Source organism: Aquaspirillum serpens DSM 68, from assembly GCF_000420525.1.
Lineage (GTDB): Bacteria > Pseudomonadota > Gammaproteobacteria > Burkholderiales > Aquaspirillaceae > Aquaspirillum > Aquaspirillum serpens.
Genome location: NZ_ATVC01000016.1, coordinates 21,846 through 42,409 on the forward strand (window position 1 = coordinate 21,846; position 20,564 = coordinate 42,409).

At 46.2% G+C, this 20,564-nt stretch carries 18 protein-coding genes and 1 pseudogene; 10 read left to right on the forward strand and 9 right to left on the reverse strand.

Annotated elements, in window-relative coordinates:
• Complete coding sequence (locus tag G465_RS0104850; RefSeq protein WP_022653360.1) at positions 1–933, reverse strand: sodium-dependent bicarbonate transport family permease; 933 nt, start codon at positions 931–933, stop codon at positions 1–3.
• Between the two features lie 179 nt (positions 934–1,112).
• Here G465_RS0104850 and G465_RS0104855 point away from each other — a divergent pair, with 179 nt between their 5' ends.
• From G465_RS0104855 to G465_RS13575, 6 genes are all read left to right on the forward strand, one after another.
• On the forward strand, positions 1,113–1,889 hold the full coding sequence (locus tag G465_RS0104855; protein ID WP_027405176.1) for an SDR family NAD(P)-dependent oxidoreductase: 777 nt from the start codon (positions 1,113–1,115) through the stop codon (positions 1,887–1,889).
• Between the two features lie 2 nt (positions 1,890–1,891).
• Positions 1,892–2,317: an ATP-binding protein gene (locus G465_RS13565; RefSeq protein WP_022653362.1), complete on the forward strand. Its 426-nt coding sequence runs from the start codon at positions 1,892–1,894 to the stop codon at positions 2,315–2,317.
• 7 nt (positions 2,318–2,324) lie between these two features.
• Entirely contained in the window at positions 2,325–2,720 is a 396-nt protein-coding gene (locus tag G465_RS16045) for a PAS domain-containing protein (RefSeq protein WP_211213672.1), read from the forward strand.
• A gap of 12 nt (positions 2,721–2,732) precedes the next feature.
• Positions 2,733–3,578: a diguanylate cyclase domain-containing protein gene (locus tag G465_RS13570; RefSeq protein WP_211213673.1), complete on the forward strand. Its 846-nt coding sequence runs from the start codon at positions 2,733–2,735 to the stop codon at positions 3,576–3,578.
• A 211-nt stretch (positions 3,579–3,789) separates the two neighbouring features.
• Complete coding sequence (locus G465_RS0104870) at positions 3,790–4,800, forward strand: DNA-binding protein (protein WP_022653363.1); 1,011 nt, start codon at positions 3,790–3,792, stop codon at positions 4,798–4,800.
• Positions 4,800–5,924, forward strand: a complete 1,125-nt coding sequence (locus tag G465_RS13575; RefSeq protein WP_022653364.1) for a tyrosine-type recombinase/integrase — start codon at positions 4,800–4,802, stop codon at positions 5,922–5,924. The genes G465_RS0104870 and G465_RS13575 overlap by 1 nt, the downstream gene beginning before the upstream one ends.
• A 51-nt stretch (positions 5,925–5,975) precedes the next feature.
• Here G465_RS13575 and acnB read toward each other — a convergent pair whose 3' ends face one another.
• On the reverse strand, positions 5,976–8,573 hold the full coding sequence (gene acnB, locus G465_RS0104880; protein ID WP_022653365.1) for a bifunctional aconitate hydratase 2/2-methylisocitrate dehydratase: 2,598 nt from the start codon (positions 8,571–8,573) through the stop codon (positions 5,976–5,978).
• A 252-nt stretch (positions 8,574–8,825) separates the two neighbouring features.
• Positions 8,826–9,932 (reverse strand): CaiB/BaiF CoA transferase family protein, encoded by a 1,107-nt coding sequence (locus G465_RS0104885; RefSeq protein WP_027405177.1) that lies wholly within the window; start codon positions 9,930–9,932, stop codon positions 8,826–8,828.
• Between the two features lie 226 nt (positions 9,933–10,158).
• Between G465_RS0104885 and G465_RS0104890 the strand changes: the two genes are divergently transcribed.
• The 4 genes from G465_RS0104890 (at position 10,159) to G465_RS0104905 (ending at position 13,875) form a co-directional block, all read left to right on the forward strand.
• Positions 10,159–10,770: a response regulator gene (locus G465_RS0104890; RefSeq protein WP_027405178.1), complete on the forward strand. Its 612-nt coding sequence runs from the start codon at positions 10,159–10,161 to the stop codon at positions 10,768–10,770.
• Between the two features lie 16 nt (positions 10,771–10,786).
• A complete protein-coding gene (locus tag G465_RS0104895) occupies positions 10,787–12,706 on the forward strand; it encodes an ATP-binding cassette domain-containing protein (RefSeq protein WP_022653368.1) in 1,920 nt (639 codons plus the stop codon).
• 101 nt (positions 12,707–12,807) lie between these two features.
• The gene (locus G465_RS0104900) at positions 12,808–13,206 is read left to right on the forward strand and encodes a C40 family peptidase (RefSeq protein ID WP_245556750.1); all 399 of its coding nucleotides are present in this window, start codon (positions 12,808–12,810) and stop codon (positions 13,204–13,206) included.
• Positions 13,207–13,215: 9 nt separating this feature from the next.
• Positions 13,216–13,875 (forward strand): hypothetical protein, encoded by a 660-nt coding sequence (locus tag G465_RS0104905; RefSeq protein WP_022653370.1) that lies wholly within the window; start codon positions 13,216–13,218, stop codon positions 13,873–13,875.
• On the opposite strand, the gene ribD is transcribed toward G465_RS0104905, so the two are convergent.
• The 6 genes and pseudogenes from ribD to G465_RS16050 all read right to left on the reverse strand — a co-directional run.
• Positions 13,850–14,971: a bifunctional diaminohydroxyphosphoribosylaminopyrimidine deaminase/5-amino-6-(5-phosphoribosylamino)uracil reductase RibD gene (gene ribD, locus G465_RS0104910; RefSeq protein WP_022653371.1), complete on the reverse strand. Its 1,122-nt coding sequence runs from the start codon at positions 14,969–14,971 to the stop codon at positions 13,850–13,852. The genes G465_RS0104905 and ribD overlap by 26 nt on opposite strands.
• A 16-nt stretch (positions 14,972–14,987) precedes the next feature.
• Positions 14,988–17,540 (reverse strand): hypothetical protein, encoded by a 2,553-nt coding sequence (locus G465_RS0104915; protein WP_155846491.1) that lies wholly within the window; start codon positions 17,538–17,540, stop codon positions 14,988–14,990.
• A 48-nt stretch (positions 17,541–17,588) separates the two neighbouring features.
• A pseudogene (gene nrdR, locus G465_RS13580) lies at positions 17,589–18,048 on the reverse strand (transcriptional regulator NrdR).
• Between the two features lie 80 nt (positions 18,049–18,128).
• Entirely contained in the window at positions 18,129–19,376 is a 1,248-nt protein-coding gene (gene glyA / locus G465_RS0104925; protein WP_022653373.1) for a serine hydroxymethyltransferase, read from the reverse strand.
• A gap of 319 nt (positions 19,377–19,695) precedes the next feature.
• Positions 19,696–20,025 (reverse strand): hypothetical protein, encoded by a 330-nt coding sequence (locus tag G465_RS0104930; protein WP_022653374.1) that lies wholly within the window; start codon positions 20,023–20,025, stop codon positions 19,696–19,698.
• Positions 20,013–20,564, reverse strand: a 552-nt coding sequence (locus tag G465_RS16050) for a DUF4774 domain-containing protein (protein ID WP_211213674.1), incomplete at its 5' end; no start/stop codon positions are given. The genes G465_RS0104930 and G465_RS16050, both read right to left, overlap by 13 nt.

Genomic DNA, 20,564 nt, shown 5'->3' on the forward strand with positions numbered 1-20,564 from the left:
TTATGCCCCAAACAGTGTTTCAGCCAGATAGTGATAAAACGGGATACCAACCATGATATTAAATGGAAAGGTCACACCCAAAACGGTAGCAAGTGATAGGGCTGGATTGGCTTCAGGAATGGCTAACCGCACCGCCGCTGGGACGGCAATATACGAGGCACTCGCCGCCAGTGTCGCCAACAGCGTCATACCACCGATAGACAGCCCAATCAACGCACCACAACTGAGACCCAAAACAGCTGAGAAAAGCGGCATCAACACACCAAAGCCGATAATAAAGATGCCGCGCTGCCGTAAATCCCCCGCTTGCCGCGCCACAATCAGCCCCATTTCTAGCAGGAATAACGCCAGTGCCCCTTTGAATAAATCAAAGAACACGCCTTTTACCGAGGCCAACCCCTCTGGACCGGCGGCCCAGCCAATCAACATCCCCCCGAGCAATAAGGTCACACCCTTGCCCAAAAAAGTTTCATGGGCCAGTGCTTTCCACTCAGTGTTTTTGCTAATACCACGCACCAAAATAATCCCCACCATAATGGCAGGCACTTCCATCACGGCTAGGAAAATCGCCATTTGCGATTCAAAGAAAATGTCACGCGACGCCAGCCAATCACTGCCGACAGCAAACGTAGCCACACTGACCGAACCGTAATGCGCCGCCATCGCTGCGGCATTGGCGCGGTCAAATTTGCCAAATGTTATTAAAATAAAAAATGCGATTAAAGTCTGTAATACACCAAGCGCAATCACTGCACCCAGCTGGGGTAATAAAGGCAATAAATCCTGTTGTGCCAGCCCCTGCCCACCTTTCAAGCCAATCGCTAACAGTAAAAAAACCGAAAGAGATTCATATAATGAAGCAGGTAACTTCAGCTCGGAGCGCAATAGGCCAGCGATCAAACCAAATAAGAAAAACATCACCACTATATCCATACCATCTCCTTATCTGTCACAAAAACCGTTGGCACGATACCACGAGGAGGAAAATTGCAACAGTAAATTAGCTTTCTTTTATATTGAGATATGATATTATGCTTTTTTGCTAAAACACCGTCGGAACTAAAATTAAAGTGGTGTAATCGATATCTGATACTTGTTAAATCTTGGAGCCAATGATGAGTCTTAACCCAAAATTAAAAGATTGGCGTGGTAAACGAGTTTGGATTATCGGCGCAGGGCACGGCATCGGTGCGGCGTTAGTCAACGAATTACATTCACTCGGCGCTGAGCTGATTTTATCTGGCCGAACGCTATCCGCACTGCAAGCGGTCGAAGATGGCAAAACAGGGGTCTCTGTTCTACCGATGGATGCGCGAGAACCAGCAGCTTGGCAAGCCTGTTATGCTGCACTTTCTCAACAAAACAAGATATTAGATGCGGTGATTTTTTCCCTTGGTGATTACACACCCATGCGGACTTGGCAACTTACCCCCGCAGAGGTTGATCAAGTCATTTCAACAAATTTATCGGCTGTGTTATATGGTATTACCACGGTTACCCCCGATTTTATAAAAAATAAACAGGGCAGTCTTATTTTGTTAGCTAGTGTTGCTGGCTGGGGTGGTATGCCCAATAGTTTAGTTTATGGTGCAACAAAAGCGGCTATCCAAAACCTTGCGCAAACTCTTTATTTGGATTTAAAACCACAAGGCATTGGTGTTTACTTAGTGAATCCGGGTTTTGTTAAAACACGGTTAACCGCGAAAAATCAATTTACAATGCCGGCTTTAATTTCGCCAGAAACCGACGCAAAAGAAATCTGCCTTGGCTTATCTCAAGGAAAATTTGAGATTCACTTCCCAAAAAAATTTACTGTTATCTTACGGATAATCACATTGCTGCCCAATGCAATATATTTTTGGCTAATGAAAAGAACAACAGGTTTATAACAATGTCAGCATTGATTCTAATTAGAGGGTTGCCGGGTAGCGGAAAAACCACGTTAGCAAAAAAATTACTGCAACAAGACAATACCGTACATTTTGAAGCCGATATGTTTTTTACCTCTAAAAAAGGTGAATATTTATTTCAAGCCAATCGCTTACCACAGGCACATCAATGGTGTATACGAAAAACCCGACAGGCACTTAAACAAAAACAAAGGGTGATTGTCAGCAATACCTTTACCCGACAATCTGAAATGCAGCCGTATTTAGACATGGTACATGATACGGGTTGTGAATTGACGGTTTATGTCACAACAGGTACATGGCCTTCGGTACATCAAGTACCTGCCGAGGTGATCAAAAAAATGCGTGCAAGATGGGAATCCTACCCAACAGAAACCGTGTTACATGATATTGATATAGGCCAGTGATTTTATAATGATCAAATTTTTACAAGACAATTTTTTGCAAATCGCGCTTGATCAATCGTTCAGCGCAATTTTAATCACAGACGCCTGTTTAGAAGATCACGGCCCTTTTATTCAGTATTGCAACCCCGCGTTTTGTCACATGACAGGCTATGACCTAGAGACATTGCAAGGCCAATCACCAAGAATCTTGCAGGGGCCAAATACCGACCGTGCAGTGATTGACAGTTTACGTATTGCGCTAAAGCAGGGGGTATTTTGGCAAGGCCAGACCGTAAATTACAAAAAAAACGGTGAAGCTTATTTTGTTGAATGGAATATCTCACCAGTAAAAGATTCAACAGGAAAAATCACTCACTTTATCTCCATTCAACAAGATTTAACGAGCAAAATTCATGCAGAATAAGAACGTGATTTGATGGTGCAGGCGCTGAATGCCGCGCAAGACCCCATTCTGATTGCAGATCAAAAAGCAAAAATCGTTTTTGTGAATTCTGCTTTTGAAAAATTGACCGGATATCAGTCAACAGAAATTCTCGGAAAAACACCACGGTTATTACAATCAGGCAACCATGACCCGATTTTTTACCGTGATCTGTGGAAAAAACTCTCTCAAGGCCAAGGCTTTCGTGCCACCTTTATGAATCGGCGTAAAAATGGCCAAGTATTTTATGCCGAACAAAGCATTGCACCATTGAAAGATAAGCAGGGAAACATCACTCACTTTGTCAGTGTTGCAAAGGATATTAGCGATATTGTTGAACGTGAAAAAACATTGAGTGAATTGGCACATCACGACCAATTAACCGGTTTGCTCAACCGACATGCCGGTGAGCGACTGCTACACAATCAACTTGAACAACTGACCCAAGATCAAGATGGCTGTTTTTGCTTGATTGTATGTGACATCGATTTTTTCAAACAAATTAACGATCAACATGGCCACATCACCGGTGACCGTGTGATTCAGGATGTGGCTCATACCATGAATCAACTGGCTCGCCAAACAGATGCGGTGATTCGTTGGGGCGGGGATGAGTTTGTGTTGATTGTCGATGCACCGTTGCCGGTCGCATTGAAATTAGCCGAGCGAGTTCGTAGCACAGTCAATCTCATCCCCGACTATCAAATTGGCAAACTTTCGATGTCGTTTGGTATTGCCGAGGCAAAGACAGGCGAAACCATGACCGATTTGTTTGCCCGAGCAGATGCCGCGTTGTATCAGGCTAAGCAAAAGGGCCGGAATTGTGTCGTTTCGGCCTAATCACTAGCGAAATACCCTTCACATTGCCAAACTAAACTAAGTTGCTGTTATTAAAAACATTTCTTCCCCTATTTCTTAAAAAACTTCCCATTATGATGGTTATGGGAAGCAAAAGAATGGCGATAAAAAATAATTTACATATTTCATTAAATATTTTACAATTCAATTTCTCAAAAGCATTGTGCCTAGCACTTAACCAAGGAAACCCAAGATGTCTGATATCGTGTTACGTATTCATGAAGCAGCCTATCGTCTAGCTGCAGAAGGCGTTTGGCCAACGGTAAACAGTGTGCGCGAGCGTGTCGGCAGTGGCTCGAATACCACCATCAACAGCGAATTGAAAAATTGGCGGCAGGAATTTTTAGCAAAGTTAAGCACCGCCAGCCGCCGCCCCGATTGGCCGCCGGTGTTGATTGAAGCGGTAGAAAAAATTTGGCAAACCGCCTGTGAACAAGCAGAGGAACATTTAGAAACCGTCAAAGCAGAAGTTCAAGCCGAGCGTTTGGCATGGCAGACAGAAAAAGCAGCGTTTGAAGCTGAACGGTTAGCTTTATTAGCGATACAGGACAATCTGCAAGCAGAGCAATTACAACAACAACAGGCCCTGCATCTGTTACAAGAACATTTGCAACAAGCCGTTCGCGAAAAAGAAATCGCACAAGCCAGCCACATCACATTAGAAAAAGCCAACGCTGCGCTGTTGCAAGATTTTTCACGGCAGCAGCTACAATTTGACGAAAAAATGGCGCAATTACAGCTTGTTCACCAAGAGCATATTCAGCAAATCAAACTTGAAGCGGATAAAAAAGAAGAATTGGCGTATGCCCGTCTGGAAGGTTTGCGCCTGCAGTTATATCAACAAACAGAGGAAGAACGGCAGCGTTTCAATAAGGAAAAGCAACAGATTCAAGACAATCTGCAAGCACAGCAAAAGCAATTCGCGCTGAAAGAAGCGCGTTATCAAGAGCAGCTACAACATGTGCAAAACAATCTATTGCAGGCACAGTGGCAAACCCAACAACAACAAGCACAAATACAAGAAAAACAACAACAATTAGAACAAGTCCGCCTCAACCATGAACAAATTGTTTTAGCGTGGCGCGAAACTACCCAAGCCCTCGGTACCCTGCGGCAGGAATATGAAAACTTGCGACAGCAACTGATTGAAAACACAGAGAGAAGAACCAAAGCCGACGATGAATCCGCAAAAGAAACCTCATAATGTCCTTACTTCCTTCTCTTACACCAGCGAACACACTCGCGCCCCTGCCTCACGATCAACCCCGTCTTATCACGGCGGAAAATGATATTGATGCGGTGTTGACTTGGTTACGCGAATATGAAGACTCTCCGCATACTTTCGCCAGTTATCGCAAAGAAGCCGAACGTTTTTTAATGTGGATGACGGAGCAACAGCGCACACTGTCACAACTCAGCCGCAATGATTTAATGGATTTCGAGCGTTTTTTAGCCAATCCACAACCTGCGGAACGATGGATTGGCCCTGCGGTAGCGCGGCATCATCCTAACTGGCGGCCATTTACCAAACCGTTGCAACCCAGCAGCATCCAACAAACTTTGGTGATTTTAAGCGGGCTGTTTCGCTATTTGAATGAAGCGGGTTATTTGCAAGGGAACCCCCTTGCACTGGCAAGACGTGGCAAGCGGACTGCGAAAAAAATTCAAACGGTTGAACGCTACCTCGATCAGGAGCTGTGGCAGGCTGTTTTAGAGACGCTGGCAGATTTGCCACAAGATACGGCAAAACAAAAAGCACACGCGATTCGGGCTAATTGGTTGTTTTCTTTGCTCTATCTTACTGGAGCTCGACGCTCTGAAGTCGCTGATGCTGTGATGGGTGATATTTTTGTACGGCGTGGGCAATGGTGGTGGCGGGTGATTGGTAAAGGCAATAAAGAAGGTGAAATCCCCATCAACGATGAACTGTTACAACAACTGGTGCGCTATCGCAGTGCTATTGGGCTCACAGCTTATCCTCATCCGCGTGAGAATATTCCTCTGGTAGGTCGGCTGTCGGACAAAGGACAATGGAACTGTTTAAGCAGTAAATCCATTTATCTGATTACCAAATCAATTTTTGAACAAGCCGCGCAGCGCGCAGAACAACAACAGCAGTTTGATATTGCCTTCCGTTTGCGCACTGCCTCAACTCATTGGCTACGTCATACCTCGGCATCACATCAGTTAGAAGCGGGCATTCCATTATTGGTTGTCAGTCAAAATTTACGGCACGGTAATATTGAGACCACTCGGCGTTATCTGCACACCGATCACGAAACCCGTCATCAAGCGTCGCAAGCACTGCGATTTAACAAAGAAAAATAATAAAAAAGCCTCCCCAAAACGGGGAGGCTTTTCAAAAACAGAGTGAAAGTCTTACATTTCCACTGTGTCAGCTACTTCTTGGAACGCTTCAATCTGGTTGAAGTTCATGTAACGGTAGATTTCGGATGCTTTTGCATTCACAACCGCGACTTGTGCCAGATATTCTTCTGTCGTTGGGATTTTGCCCATCAAGGCACAAATTGCTGCCAACTCGGCGGAGCCCAAGTAAACGCGGGTGTCGAGACCCAGACGGTTCGGGAAGTTACGAGTCGAGGTCGACATGGCAGTCGAACCTTTGCGGATTTGTGCTTGGTTACCCATACACAGCGAACAACCAGGCATTTCCAAACGCGCACCGGAACGGCCAAGGATACCGTAGTAACCTTCTTCGTTCAGGATCATTGCATCCATCTTGGTTGGTGGTGCAATCCACAGACGAGTTGGGATGTCCGATTTGCCTTCCAGCACTTTACCAGCAGCGCGGAAGTGACCGATATTGGTCATGCAAGAACCGATGAACACTTCATCAATCTTGTCGCCAGCCACTTCGGACAACGATTTCACATCATCAGGATCGTTCGGGCAAGCAACGATAGGCTCTTTGATGTCGGCCAGATCAATTTCAATCACAGCAGCGTAATCGGCATCGGCATCTGGAGACAGCAACTCACCATTGGCAATCCACTCTTCCATGGCCTTGATACGACGGCGCAGGGTACGTGCATCTTCGTAGCCATTGGCAATCATCCACTTCATCAGTGTGATGTTAGATTGCATGTACTCAACGATAGGCGCTTTGTTCAGATGAACGGTACAACCAGCAGCAGAACGCTCAGCGGAGGCATCGGACAATTCGAATGCTTGTTCCACTTTCAAATCTGGCAGGCCTTCGATTTCCAAGATGCGACCGGAGAAGATGTTTTTCTTACCCTTCTTCTCAACTGTCAACAGACCTTGGCGAATTGCGTACAACGGAATTGCGTTCACCAAATCACGCAGGGTGATACCTGGCTGCATTTCGCCTTTGAAGCGAACCAACACAGATTCAGGCATATCCAACGGCATCACGCCAGTTGCAGCCGCAAACGCCACCAAACCGGAACCGGCTGGGAAGGAAATACCGATTGGGAAACGGGTATGGGAGTCACCACCGGTACCCACTGTGTCAGGCAACAACAGACGGTTTAACCAAGAGTGAATCACACCATCACCTGGACGCAGCGACACACCACCACGGGTCGAGATGAAAGCCGGCAATTCTTTGTGCATCTTCACGTCAACCAGCTTCGGATAAGCAGCGGTATGACAGAAAGATTGCATCACCAAGTCGGCGGAGAAGCCCAAACAGGCCAAATCTTTCAACTCGTCGCGAGTCATTGGGCCGGTGGTATCTTGCGAACCAACGGTGGTCATGCGTGGCTCACAGTAAGTACCTGGGCGAACGCCTTGACCTTCTGGCAAACCACAAGCGCGGCCAACCATTTTTTGTGCTAACGAGAAACCTTTACCGCTGTCTTCCGGTGCCACAGGCAAGCGGAACAGGGTCGAAGCTGGCAAGCCGAGTGCTTCGCGTGCTTTTGCAGTCAAACCACGACCGATAATCAGAGGAATACGGCCACCGGCGCGCACTTCATCCAAAATCACTGGGGTTTTCAACTGTGCTTCAGAGATCACCGCACCGTTTTTCAGGGCAGTCACTTTAGCGGTAGCAGAATCGATGTTCAGTTCGATTTCATCGCCCATTTCCATTTGGGAAACGTCGAGTTCGATTGGCAAAGCACCGGCATCTTCCATGGTATTGAAGAAGATCGGAGCAATTTTGCCACCCAAGCACACGCCACCAAAACGCTTGTTCGGGACGAAAGGAATGTCTTCGCCGGTGAACCACAACACAGAGTTGGTTGCCGATTTACGGGAAGAACCAGTACCGACCACATCACCAACATAAGCAACCAAGTTGCCTTTGGCTTTGAGGTTTTCCAATTGTTGCACTGGACCACGCACGCCGGCTTCTTCTGGTTCGATACCAGGACGTGGGTTTTTCAGCATCGCCAAAGCGTGCAGTGGGATATCTGGACGAGACCAAGCATCAGGAGCTGGCGACAGGTCATCAGTATTGGTTTCACCCGATACTTTGAACACGGTCAGTTTTTGCGTAGCTGGCACTTCTGGGCGGCTGGTGAACCACTCGGCGTCAGCCCAAGATTGCAACACTGCTTTGGCGTTGGCATTGCCTTTGTCAGCCAATTCTTTCACATCATGGAAAGCATCGAACACCAACAAGGTTTTTTTCAGGCCATCGGCAGCAATCGCGCCAACAGCTGAATCAGCCAACAGGTCGATCAATGGCTTGACGTTGTAACCACCCAGCATAGTGCCTAATAATTCGGTGGCTTTTTCGCGGGAAATCAGGGGAGAAGTCACAGAACCTTCTGCAACCGCAGCCAAGAAAGAGGCCTTCACTTTAGCCGCATCATCCACACCAGCAGGCACACGGTAGGTGATCAACTCAACCAGAGTGGCCTCTTCACCAGCAGGAGGATTTTTTAATAATTCGACCAGCGATTCGGTCTGTTTTGCATTTAATGGCAGGGGGGGAATACCTTGAGCAGCACGTTCAGCGACATGGGCACGATAAGCTTCTAACACGGCTTGAATCCTCTCTCTCGAATATAGATATAGCGTCGCTTTTGGGATAACACTTCGCCCGACCGTACGCTGCGAATAAGAGATGCACCGGCGAAAACGTTCGGGCTGCAAAAAGCTTGCTTATTCTATACGGATGTGGTCCCGCTGTGAAGAAAAGCGTAGGTACTTTGCTAAAAAAGCAGAAAATTGCGAGCCCCTTGCAGACTCCCCACCTGTGGTTATTGCATTCACGCAATGTTGCAAAAGTTTCGCTTAGTCATGGTGTTGTTGCCAATCCGCCAAAATAGATTGCCAAGGTTGTGGCGATGCAGGTGATTGTGGCAAAGGCAGTTGTGGATATTGGCTAAATCGTGGAGCGGGTGCTGCTTGCGCGATGCCATTGACCGAAATGAAAGTCCCTCGTGATTGATTGTGGCTATTTTGAACGGCCTCGGCGGTATTAAGCACCGGTGAAACACAGGCATCCGTTCCCTGAAAAATCTCCCACCACTCATCGCGGGTCTTTTGTAAAAACACCACAGCCATTTTCTCTTTTAAACGCGGCCAAGCGTCACGGTTCCATTGTTGTTCAAAATCGGGGTCGTCAATGCCTAACTTTTGTAATAACAACGCATAGAACTGCGGTTCAATCGCTCCGACCGCCACATATTCACCATCCGCACAACGATAAGTGTCATAAAAATGTGCCCCACCATCCAACAGATTGCTGCCACGCATCGGCTGCCATTGTTGCATCGCCATAAGCGTGTGCATCATGGTCATAAGAGTGGCACAACCATCTGTCATCGCTGCATCAACCACTTGGCCTTGCCCAGTCCGTTTTGCGTCAAGCAGTGCAGCTAGCACACCAAAGGCGAGAAACATCGCCCCGCCGCCGCAATCAGCGACTAAATTCAGCGGCACCACCGGCTTACCACCATGCTCACCGATGGCATGTAACGCACCAGATAACGATAAATAGTTGATGTCATGTCCGGCGGCGTGGGATAACGCGCCATGCTGCCCCCAACCGGTCATACGGCCATACACCAGTTTTGGATTTTTCTCTAAGCACACCGCAGGCCCTAGCCCTAAACGTTCCATTACCCCGGGTCGGAAACCTTCGATCAAGGCATCGGCTTGGGTAATAAACTCTAGCGCTGTATTTAACCCATCTTGAGATTTCAGATCTAACGTAATCACGCGGCGGTTGCGGTTTAGGATGTCTAATTTTGGATCAAATAGTGCGCCAATATGTTGATTAGCACGCTCAATTCTCACCACATCCGCACCAAGATCAGCTAAAAGCATGGTCGCCATCGGTGCAGGCCCGAGGGCTGCAAACTCAACAACACGAATACCAGTTAGGGGGCCCATCATGTTCTCCTCATTTTTCTGTTTTTTTGATGTTTTTTTGGCATGCTAACTGCAAATAGTGGGCTAAGTGAAGTCCTGAGAAGGTTTTTCATTTTTGCAACGCAGCGTTCATAGACATATTCGCGTATGATTGGCGGCCATTCTTCCCTTTGCTTCTTTCCTTCGTTTTATGGATGTTTTCCCTTCTGTAACAGTGCCCTGCCACACCGCTAAAACCACAACCAGCGTTTTGATTGCAGATGATCATTTACTAGTTCGGGTTGGTATCACTGCGCTGTTGCAACAATTAGATGAGTTCACCATCTGTGGCGAAGCCTCAAATGGAGCAGAGGCCATTACACAGATTGAAATGCTCAATCCAGATATTGTGTTAATGGATGTGTTAATGCCGGGCATGACAGGCTTGTCGGCGGTGCAACACCTTAAACAACGCACGGCGCACCCCACGCTAAAAATTGTCATGTTATCGAGTGTGGAAACACCAGAGACGGTTTTGAGTGCACTTAATATGGGGGTGGATGGTTATTTATTGAAAGATTGCTTATTGGCCGAGTTAGAACAAGCACTCAACACGGTACAACAAGGCCAACGCTATTTAAGTCCTAAAATAGCTGATATTGCTACCGAGTTAGCGCCGGCACAGGTGATATTAACGCCACAACAACAGAAAGTGTTAACCGCCATTGCACAAGGATTATCGGCAAAACAAATTGCTAAAAATTTGGCAATCAGTCCAAAAACAGTTGAATTTCATCGCAACAAAATTGCCCAAAAGGTGGGATGCCGTGATCTTGCTGGCTTAGTGAAAGCTGCGGTGAAAATGGGCTTGGTGTCTATTTAATTTTTTTGAGAATCAAATGGCTATCTTATCAATTGAAAAAGCAAGCTTAGCTTTTGGCCATCACCCTCTATTGGATGAGGTCAGTTTTAGTTTAGAACAAGGTGATAAAGTCGGTTTAATTGGCCGTAATGGTGCGGGCAAATCTTCTTTATTAAAAGCAGTAGCAGGTACGGTTCATCTTGACGATGGACGGATTGTCTTTCAAGACAACATCAAAACCGCATGGGTGCCGCAGGAACCAGTATTTGATCTGAACCATACTGTATTTGAAGCGGTGGCAGAAGGGTTAGGCGAGTTAAAAAACTTGTTAACTGAATATCATCAGCTGACAAAACTACTGCATGACTCACAACAAGACCATGAAAAACTATTAGAAAAACTTCACCATTTACAACATGAACTTGAAATCCGCCAAGGGTGGCAATTTGAGAACATGATTGAAAACACATTACAACGCTTAGGTTTAGATGCCGATGCGCTGATGGCATCTTTATCTGGTGGTTGGAAAAAGCGGGTGGCATTAGCAAGAGCGTTAGTCAGCCAACCTGATTTATTATTGCTCGATGAACCGACTAACCATCTTGATGTCAATGCAATTGAATGGTTGGAAGAATTGTTAACCCAGTTTAAAGGGACATTACTATTTATTACCCATGACCGTACTTTTTTAGATCATGTGGCTAATCGTATTGTTGAATTAGACCGTGGTTTTGTCCGTAATTACCCAGGTAATTTTGCAGCCTATCAACAAAGAAAAGCGCAAGAATTAACAGTTGAGTCTATCCATAATCGCAAGTTCGATAAATTTTGGAAACAGGAAGAAGTCTGGATTCGTAAAGGCATCGAAGCAAGACGTACCCGTAATGAAGGACGTGTCCGCCGCTTAGAAGAATTGCGCCGACAACGTGCAGCGCGGCGAGAAGTACAAGGACGTGTTAACCTAGCTGTTTCTATTTCGGAAAAGAGTTCTCAGTTAATTGCTGAATTAGAGCAAGTCTCTAAATCATTCGGCGATAAAAAGTTGATTGAGCGTTTTTCAACCAGAATTATGCGTGGCGATAAAATTGGTTTAGTTGGGCCAAATGGTGCGGGTAAAACTACACTGCTTAAATTGATTCTCGGTGAAATTCAACCAGACAGTGGCACAATCAAACAAGGCGCACGACAAGAAATTGCCTATTTTGATCAATTCCGCACTCAATTAGATGAAGATGCAACATTGATTGATGTCATTAGCCAAGGCAGCGAGTTTATTGATTTACCGACAGGGCGTAAGCATGTCATGAGCTATTTAGAGGATTTTTTATTTCCTCCTGCTCGTGCTCGTAGTCCTGTTCGCTCTTTATCAGGAGGCGAGCGCAATCGCTTATTGTTAGCAAGGCTTTTTACCAAACCTGCTAACATTCTCGTTTTAGATGAACCGACCAATGATTTAGACATTGATACGCTTGATTTATTAGAACAATTATTAAGCGATTACCAAGGCACCTTATTCTTGGTCAGCCACGATCGTGCTTTTTTGGATAATGTGGTGACACAGGTGATTGCTTTTGAAGGTGAAGGTAAGTTGATCGAATCACCCGGCGGCTGGTCTGATTGGCAGAATTTGAAAAAACACCTCAACATTGCAACAGAACCCACTAAAAAAGCAGCAGAGGCAAATACCAAAGCAGAAAAAACCGAACGGGTTAAGGAAAGAAAAAACAAGCTTACCTACAATGAAAATAAAGAGTTAGAGCAGCTACCAGAGCAAATTTCACAGCTAGAAACCGAGCAAGCCGAGTTACAAAATCGCTTACTCGATCCCAACGTCTACCGCCAACAAATCGAACAAGTCAAACAATGGCAACAAAGGATAGATGAGATTGATCTGTTGTTAATGGAGAAATTAGAAAGATGGGAATGGTTAGAAAACAAACGCAGCTCATCACAATAGCCACAATTGCCCTATTGCTTGCCGCTTGTAGTTCAACACCAACTAAAACTAGCGGCAAAAAACCACCAACTAAGGTTACTAAAACACGGCCTAATTTAAGTTTGGCAAATATTCAAGCCTCTGGCGACAGTCGAGAAATTGTGATGTATGCCTTAGGCTTGTTAGATGTTGGCTATCAATTTGGCGGCAAAAATCCAGAGGCAGGTTTGGATTGCAGCGGTATGGCAGCATTTATTTACAAAAATGCGGTGGGTGTTTCTTTGCCACATAATGCGGCAGAAATTGCCGCAAGAACACGTCAAATTTCCCGTGAAAAATTGCGAGCAGGCGATATGGTTTTTTTTAATACCATGAATCGCCCTTACTCGCATATGGGGATTTATATTGGCGATGGCAAATTTATTCATGCCCCGCGAACTAACAGCACAGTGCGAGTGGAAAGTTTAGAAAACAGCTACTTTGCTGCTCGTTTTGATGGTGCACGCACGATTTTTGATTAGAGAGGGATAATGATGATGTCTCGTCGGCGTTGGTTATCTGTGTTGTTGGTGAGTGGATTGGGCTTGTTATCAACTCAACTGACTCAAGCACAAGAGCAAGACCAAATTATTGCCTTTTATCTTAAGATGAAAGAATTTGCTGCAAAACTCCCTGGGTTAAATCGTGAGGGGGTTGTCTTACCTAAAAGCTTGATTTTGCAAAGACTACAAAACAGCGTTAAGAATGAATCTTTACTGATTGAGGATATTCAACTAACGCCAGAAAAAGGCATTGTTTTCTTACGAAGTGATAAAGGCATTGCTGCTAAACACCAGTTGGAGTTCCAATTTTTGCCGGTAGATTGGCCAAATCGTACCGTACATATTTCTTTTAAACAGTCATCGCAAGCCGTATCAGAAAATGCACTGGTGCGTATTTTAGGCAATATGGCGATTGGCGCGGTCAGTCTTGCCACTGGCGATCAAGTGATGCGGGATTTAGTCGAGAAAATGCCTTATGCGCGGGTACAAGGGCAGGTTTTATCGATTCGTTTGGATCAAGTGCCTTCCCTTGCCCCGACATTAAATAGCCAATTGTTTGGCTACAATGCATTTGATTATGTTGGCATCAGTGAATTAAAAACCGGACCAGACGCTATTTACGTTAAGTTAGCGATGCGGAAACCGTAGCGGGTGTTAAGGTTAAACGTAAATCCTGACCCAACAAACGAATATCAGCTAGACTAAAACGATATTGTTGGGTTAGGGTAGTAAGGTCAATACCAGCAAAAAGACCTTTTGCGCTATCCCCTAAAAAGGTCGGTGCTAGATATAACACGACTTCATCAATTAAACCCGACTGTAATAAAACCGCGTTGAGTGTTGCCCCTGCTTCAACCATGACCTCGTTTATTCCCTCGCTAGCTAAATGTTCTAGCACTTGAGATAAATCGACACGCTGTTCTGCGGTTGCAGGCAATGCAATGACTTTAACACCTTGATTGACAAAGGTGTGTTGTTGGGTTTCGCTTTGGTTTGTGGTGTAGAGATAGGTTTGAGCAAATTCTTGTTGTTGATAGATTTTTGCAGCAGCAGAGGTTTTCAGGTCGTTATCAATAACGACTCTTTTGGGTTGTCTTGTTGTTGAAAAATTTCTGACCGTTAATTGCGGATTATCAGCGATGACCGTACCGCTACCGGTCATAATGGCACAATGTCGGGCTCGTAATTGATGCACATCTTGCCGCGCTGCTGGACCCGTAATCCACTGGCTTTCACCATTTTTTAACGCCGTTTTGCCGTCTAAACTGGCGGCGATTTTCAGCGTCACCCACGGTTTTTTTCTGGTCATACGTGACACAAAACCACGATTGAGTTGCATCGCGGGTGCTTGCAACACACCCACGCTCACCTCAATCCCTGCCGCTGCTAAACGTGCTAACCCTTGCCCTGCCACCAGTGGATTCGGATCGGTCATTGCTGCTACCACACGTTTTACTCCCGCCGTGATCAGCGCATCGGCACACGGCGGCGTTCGGCCAAAGTGACTGCAGGGTTCTAAAGTGACATAAGCGGTTGCGCCTTGTGCTAAATCGGCAGCCATTCGTAGCGCATGCACTTCAGCATGAGGCGTTCCCGCTTGGTGATGCCATCCCTCGCCGACACAGACGCCATCACGCACAATGACACAACCGACGCGAGGATTCGGTGAGGTGGTATATAACCCACGCTCGGCGAGTTGTAATGCCTTTGCCATCCATTTTTCATCGACATCAACGAATGCCATCACATTTTCACCTAGTTTAATTGGTCATGGTGCAATCTAAATGCTCACCCAAATAAGCAATCACAATTTGCTCGTTATCTTGTTCCACTTCAAAATACAAACGCAAATAACTATTCAAACTCAAATGTTTTTGAAATAAGCGTTTTTGTCCTTTGAAAAGAAACTCACGCTGTTCACGCATTCTTTTATCGTTTTTCACCGTATCCGATTCACGCGCACTATAGCTTTGTCCAAATACATTACGCGCCATATTATCACCGCCGATGAGATAATTTGGCAGATATTCCAAAGCCAATTTAAGCAAAGATTGCATTAAATCTTGCGGACTATACTCGTTACGCATGTAATTTCTTGCGCTATGGCGAGCACTGTCTAATACCAATAGTTTATTTTCACAAAACCGACTGGCAGCATCTAATACTGCTTCAGGACTTTTATCCGAACCCAACATTCTGACTAAACCACTGGCTAAATCAGCCAAGGTATTACCACCGGGTAGGGTTAAACAAGCTGGGCGCGTTTGCTCAAGTTTTCGACATTCGCTACGCAATTTTGCTTCGGTTTCTAACCAAGTGCGCTTTTGTTTTTCATATCCTTCAATTGAGCGATTGAGATCGTGAATAAGTTTATTAGCCTTATCCAATTTTTTCTGCACTTTACGCGCTTGCTCTTGGCCGTTAGCGGTATTATCCGGCTCGGCGGATTCGGCCATTTCATTTTCAATCGGTGCCAGCGTTTGCAATGGAAATTGCAGCGGTAATTGCACAATTTTTGCTGTTAAATCTGCCAGCGTTTGTGTCCATTGTTGTTGGCGATGATCGGTAATGTGGCACAGATGTTGAAAATCTTGGTTGGCTTGTTCTAGCACTGCTTGTAACTGTTCAAGTGCAGGCAACTGCTGTTGTTGCGTACGCGCCTGATAATGCTGCTGCCATTGCTGTAATGCACTGCGTAATGGCGAGGAGAGTTCTGGTCTTGCCAACAAATCGCGTAATTGTTGTTCAGCGTGAGTTTGGCTATCGGTGGTTTGTAACTCTGGGAAAAACGTGCTCAGCACGGTTTGGCTATGCTCATGCAGAGCAGCCAAGGTGGTTTTCAGCTGATTTTTTTTGCGTTCATCGGCTTGCGCATCGTTTTCTTCTGCAGTCAGTTGCTGCAAAGCCTCTAATTGTGTCTGCCACTGATATTGCCATTGTGCAAAGTGATAGGCTTGTTTCAGGCCAATATGTGCCTGTGCTTGTAACAACTGCTGCATCAATTGGGTAATCGCGCCATAGTGCTGATGCTCTGGCGCAAGTTTGGTTTGTAACCCAATCAGCCCCGCTAAACTTTGCTTTTGCAATGCTAGGGTCAAGCTTTGCTGTGACCAATCGGAACAAAAATCGACCACCGCTTGTTGAATCGCCAACACCGCTAATTCTGTCATCCGTAAAACATGCGGTGCCAATTCTGCGGCCTCGGTTTGGCCGATGGTGATTTGCACATCGTCCGGTGCGATGGCAAATAGTTGTGCAAATTCCACGTCTTCAGCCAAACGCTGCGGCAGCAAGTCGGCGAAGGTTTCAGCTAAGTGGCAGACAGCAAAAGAAAAATAGTTGAACAGCGAGGGTAAAAGCGGTTGTTCAGTTTGGCTGTCGGGAAATAGCGCCTGTTGTAGATAAGCGCGTTGGAAACCACCGATTGCACTTGGGAACAGATTGCTGTCGATTTCTAAACAGCAAGCCTCTTCTCCGTGCTCAAAACGCGCTTGTTGTGCGGGATGCAGCGGGGCAAAGTGAAACAATTCAGTGGGATAGACGAGATTATCGCGATACGCTTTTGCAATCTCTTGTGCCTCAGCATACGGCACACCCCATTCGGTTAATAAAATATGTTCGGTGACGCCTGACGAGCCATGTGGGGCACATAAGAGTAGTAATGCCCATAAGGCATCGAGGGTGGCGGATTTTTCATCGGTGCAACGTGATGACCAATTTTGTAGGACATCAACGATTTTTTGCAAAGCAAAAATGGCGTAAGGCCAATCGAGGGAATAGCTGTTCAGTAATTCTTGATCAAATTGCTTTCCACCCCACAGCTGGGTTTGGTTATGCAAACTTAACCAAATCTCCATGCCTTGCAAGGCGGTGGTTTGCTCTGCCAGTGGCAATGTGGTCGGGATATCGAGGTAGCGCAGCAACATGCGATGTGGTAGTAACAGCGTATTTGGCTGCTTACCTTTTCCTGCATTCTTATCGCCAGCTTCAACGCTAAATTGAGCGCGGTGCACAAAAGCCAGCTCTTTGTGCATATATGACACATACACTGCGGCATGGCGGAAACGGTGTTGATTGTTACGCTCGGCGAGTTTACCGCGCAGTAAGGCCGCTAATGGACTTTGCTCCAGTGCTTTTTCAATACCGGGACAGGTTTGTTCAAGGCGCGTTGCCTCGATATCAAAGCTATCACACAGCGATCGAAAACCCTCTGCCCCTTGTTCGGCCAAACTGCGAGGCATTCCGCGCACATCGTGAACCAGTAATTGCTTACTTAATGTTTTCACTATTTTTATTTTAGGCGGGGGAGGCATACCAATATCCATTGCAAGAAAAAATAAACACACACACAGCCGTCTTGGCTATGCACCACGCGATAATTCTTCTATCGCCTCGGAGAACTCTGAGACATCCTCAAAACTTCGATACACCGAAGCAAATCGCACATAGGCGACTTTATCTAAACGCCCCAATTCTTTCATCACCATCTCACCAATTAAGCGCGATGTCACCTCGCGTGCGCCGCTGGCCAGTAATTTTTGTTGAATTCGGCGCACTGCCTCATCGACGGACTCAGTGGAAACCGGCCGTTTATGTAACGCGCGCGAAAAACTGACTCGCAATTTTTCTTCTGAAAAATCGGCACGATGACCGCCTTGTTTCACCACTTGTGGCATACGCACTTCGGCAGTTTCAAATGTGGTAAAACGCTTCTCACACGCTAAACATCCATCGACGGCGACGGCGAATAGCGTCTTTTTCTTCGGTCACACGCGAATCAATCACGTGTGTTTCAAGGTGTCCGCAGAACGGGCATTTCATGACGGCGATTTACCCTAATCAAAAAACAGCAAAAGCGGCGGACTCACGCCCGCCGCTTTTTAATCAGTCAATCTGACAAATTAACGGGCATAGACAGGGAAACGACGGCACAACGCTGTCGCTTGTTCTGCCACCCGCGCAGCAACTGCTGCATCTTCCGGCGCATCCAACACATCCGCCACTAAATTCGCTACCAAGATGGCTTCTTCTTCTTTGAAACCACGAGTGGTAATCGCAGGCGAGCCAATCCGAATACCCGAGGTCACAAATGGGCTTTCTGGATCGTTTGGAATCGAATTTTTGTTGACGGTAATATGAGCGCGATTCAGCGCAGCATCAGCCGCTTTACCAGTCAGGCCTTTTGGACGCAAATCGACTAAGAACACATGCGATTCAGTGCGACCCGACACAATACGCAGGCCACGGCTGGCCAATGTGTTCGCCATTGCTGCAGCATTTTTCAGCACTTGTTCTTGATAGGCTTTGAATTCAGGTTGCAGTGCTTCTTTAAACGCAATCGCTTTACCAGCGATAACGTGCATCAATGGGCCACCCTGTAGGGTTGGGAACACATTAGAATTCAATGATTTTTCGTACTCAGCCTTCGCCAAAATAATCCCACCGCGTGGGCCACGCAGGGTTTTATGGGTGGTAGATGTGACAAAATCGGCATGTGGCACAGGGTTAGGATACACACCGGCGGCAATCAAACCAGCATAGTGTGCCATGTCAACCATGAAGTAAGCGCCGACTTTTTTCGCAATCTGTCCCATGCGTTCAAAATCAAAACGCAAGGCATACGCAGACGCACCACCAATAATCAGTTTTGGTTTGGTTTCTGTGGCGACACGTTCCATGTCGTCGTAGTCGATTTCTTCGTTTTCGTTCAAACCATAGGCAACGATGTTGAATAATTTGCCAGATAGGTTAGCTGGGCTACCGTGGGTCAAATGTCCACCATGACCCAAGTTCATGCCCATCACGGTGTCACCGGGTTTGAGGATGGAGAAATAAACCGCTTGATTGGCTTGTGAGCCAGAATGCGGTTGGACGTTGGCGTATTCTGCACCAAACAGTTGTTTGACGCGGTCAATCGCCAGTTGTTCTACCACATCCACATGGTCACAACCACCGTAGAAGCGTTTGCCCGGATAGCCTTCGGCGTATTTGTTGGTCAGTTGTGAGCCTTGGGCTTCCATCACCGCAGGGCTGGTGTAGTTTTCTGAAGCAATCAGTTCGATGTGGTCTTCTTGACGCTGGACTTCTGCCTCGATTGCTGCGGCAAGCTCAGGATCATATTGTGCAATGGTTTGGTCGGCTGCGAACATGGGTCTTTTCCAAGCAAAAAGAGATAAAAACGCCGCCGATTTTACCAGACTTGCCGCCGCTGCGCCCGTTTGGTCCATGAATCGTTGTCATGGATCTTCCAGAATTTTTTGGTAAGCAACAGCATTTACCTTGATTTTTGTGCCAAAACACCACGCAAAACAACCGATCTGATGGTTTGTGATTTGTTATCCCATTCCACAACAGCCGGTCTAACAATTTCTGCATTTATTTCGTTCACGTCTGGTGAAAATTCGAAAAATAATCCTATAGGCTGCTGCACAACTTCAATTAACCTTAAGTCATGCAATTGGCAAGTGCTTATGATGGAGCCAAATATACTAACATCGTTCTGATAATTGGAAAACGACTACTACCTCCAGTTAAAATAACATGCACAACAGCACGATCAGCCTCATGATTGATAAAACTGTTTCCAATTCGCCATTGTTGAGAGTTTTGATCTGCCGCGACCAATGCGGAAAATGATTTTTTCAGCGCTTGCAAAAAACCCCTTTCAAAATTTTTGAATAAATTAAACTGTTTTAATGTTTGTTTTGTCACAGAAATAGTATGACCAAGTATGAGCTCATTATGCAATTGCCCTTGTAAGCAGAATTTCTCTTTTAGATCGCGTTTCAGTCTTTCCATCTCGGCATGTTCAAAGGGGTTTGCACTGTTGGAGTTCGATGAGAGCCATCTTCTTTCCATTCCACAACTTCTCCTTTTGGGTTCAGGGTATAAAACACGTCCGGCAGATACGCTTCGCCATCAATTACAACGGTGATAATAGACCTATCGGGTAATCGAATTCTAATACGACTCAACAGGCCTGCTTTGAAACGGGAATCGTCAGATGGGGAAGCATCAAAATTAGGATTAATACGAATAAATCCCAGACACTCTGTTCCGAGAGATAACACACCGTCGTTGAGCATAACGCCTAAACTAAATTGACCGGTTTCTATTGAGCCAGAGATCGCTTCAGCTTTTCCATAAGATCCAACAACAGCGGTGCCCTGACTTTCAGCGGTGGCGGTGCCATGATTTCCAGCGGTGGCGGTGCCCTGATGTCCAGCGGTGGCGGTGCCATGATGTCCAGCGGTGGCGGTGCCATACCATCCAGCGGTGGCGGTGCCCCTACGTCCAGCGGTGGCGGTGCCCCTACGTCCAGCGGTGGCGGTGCCCTG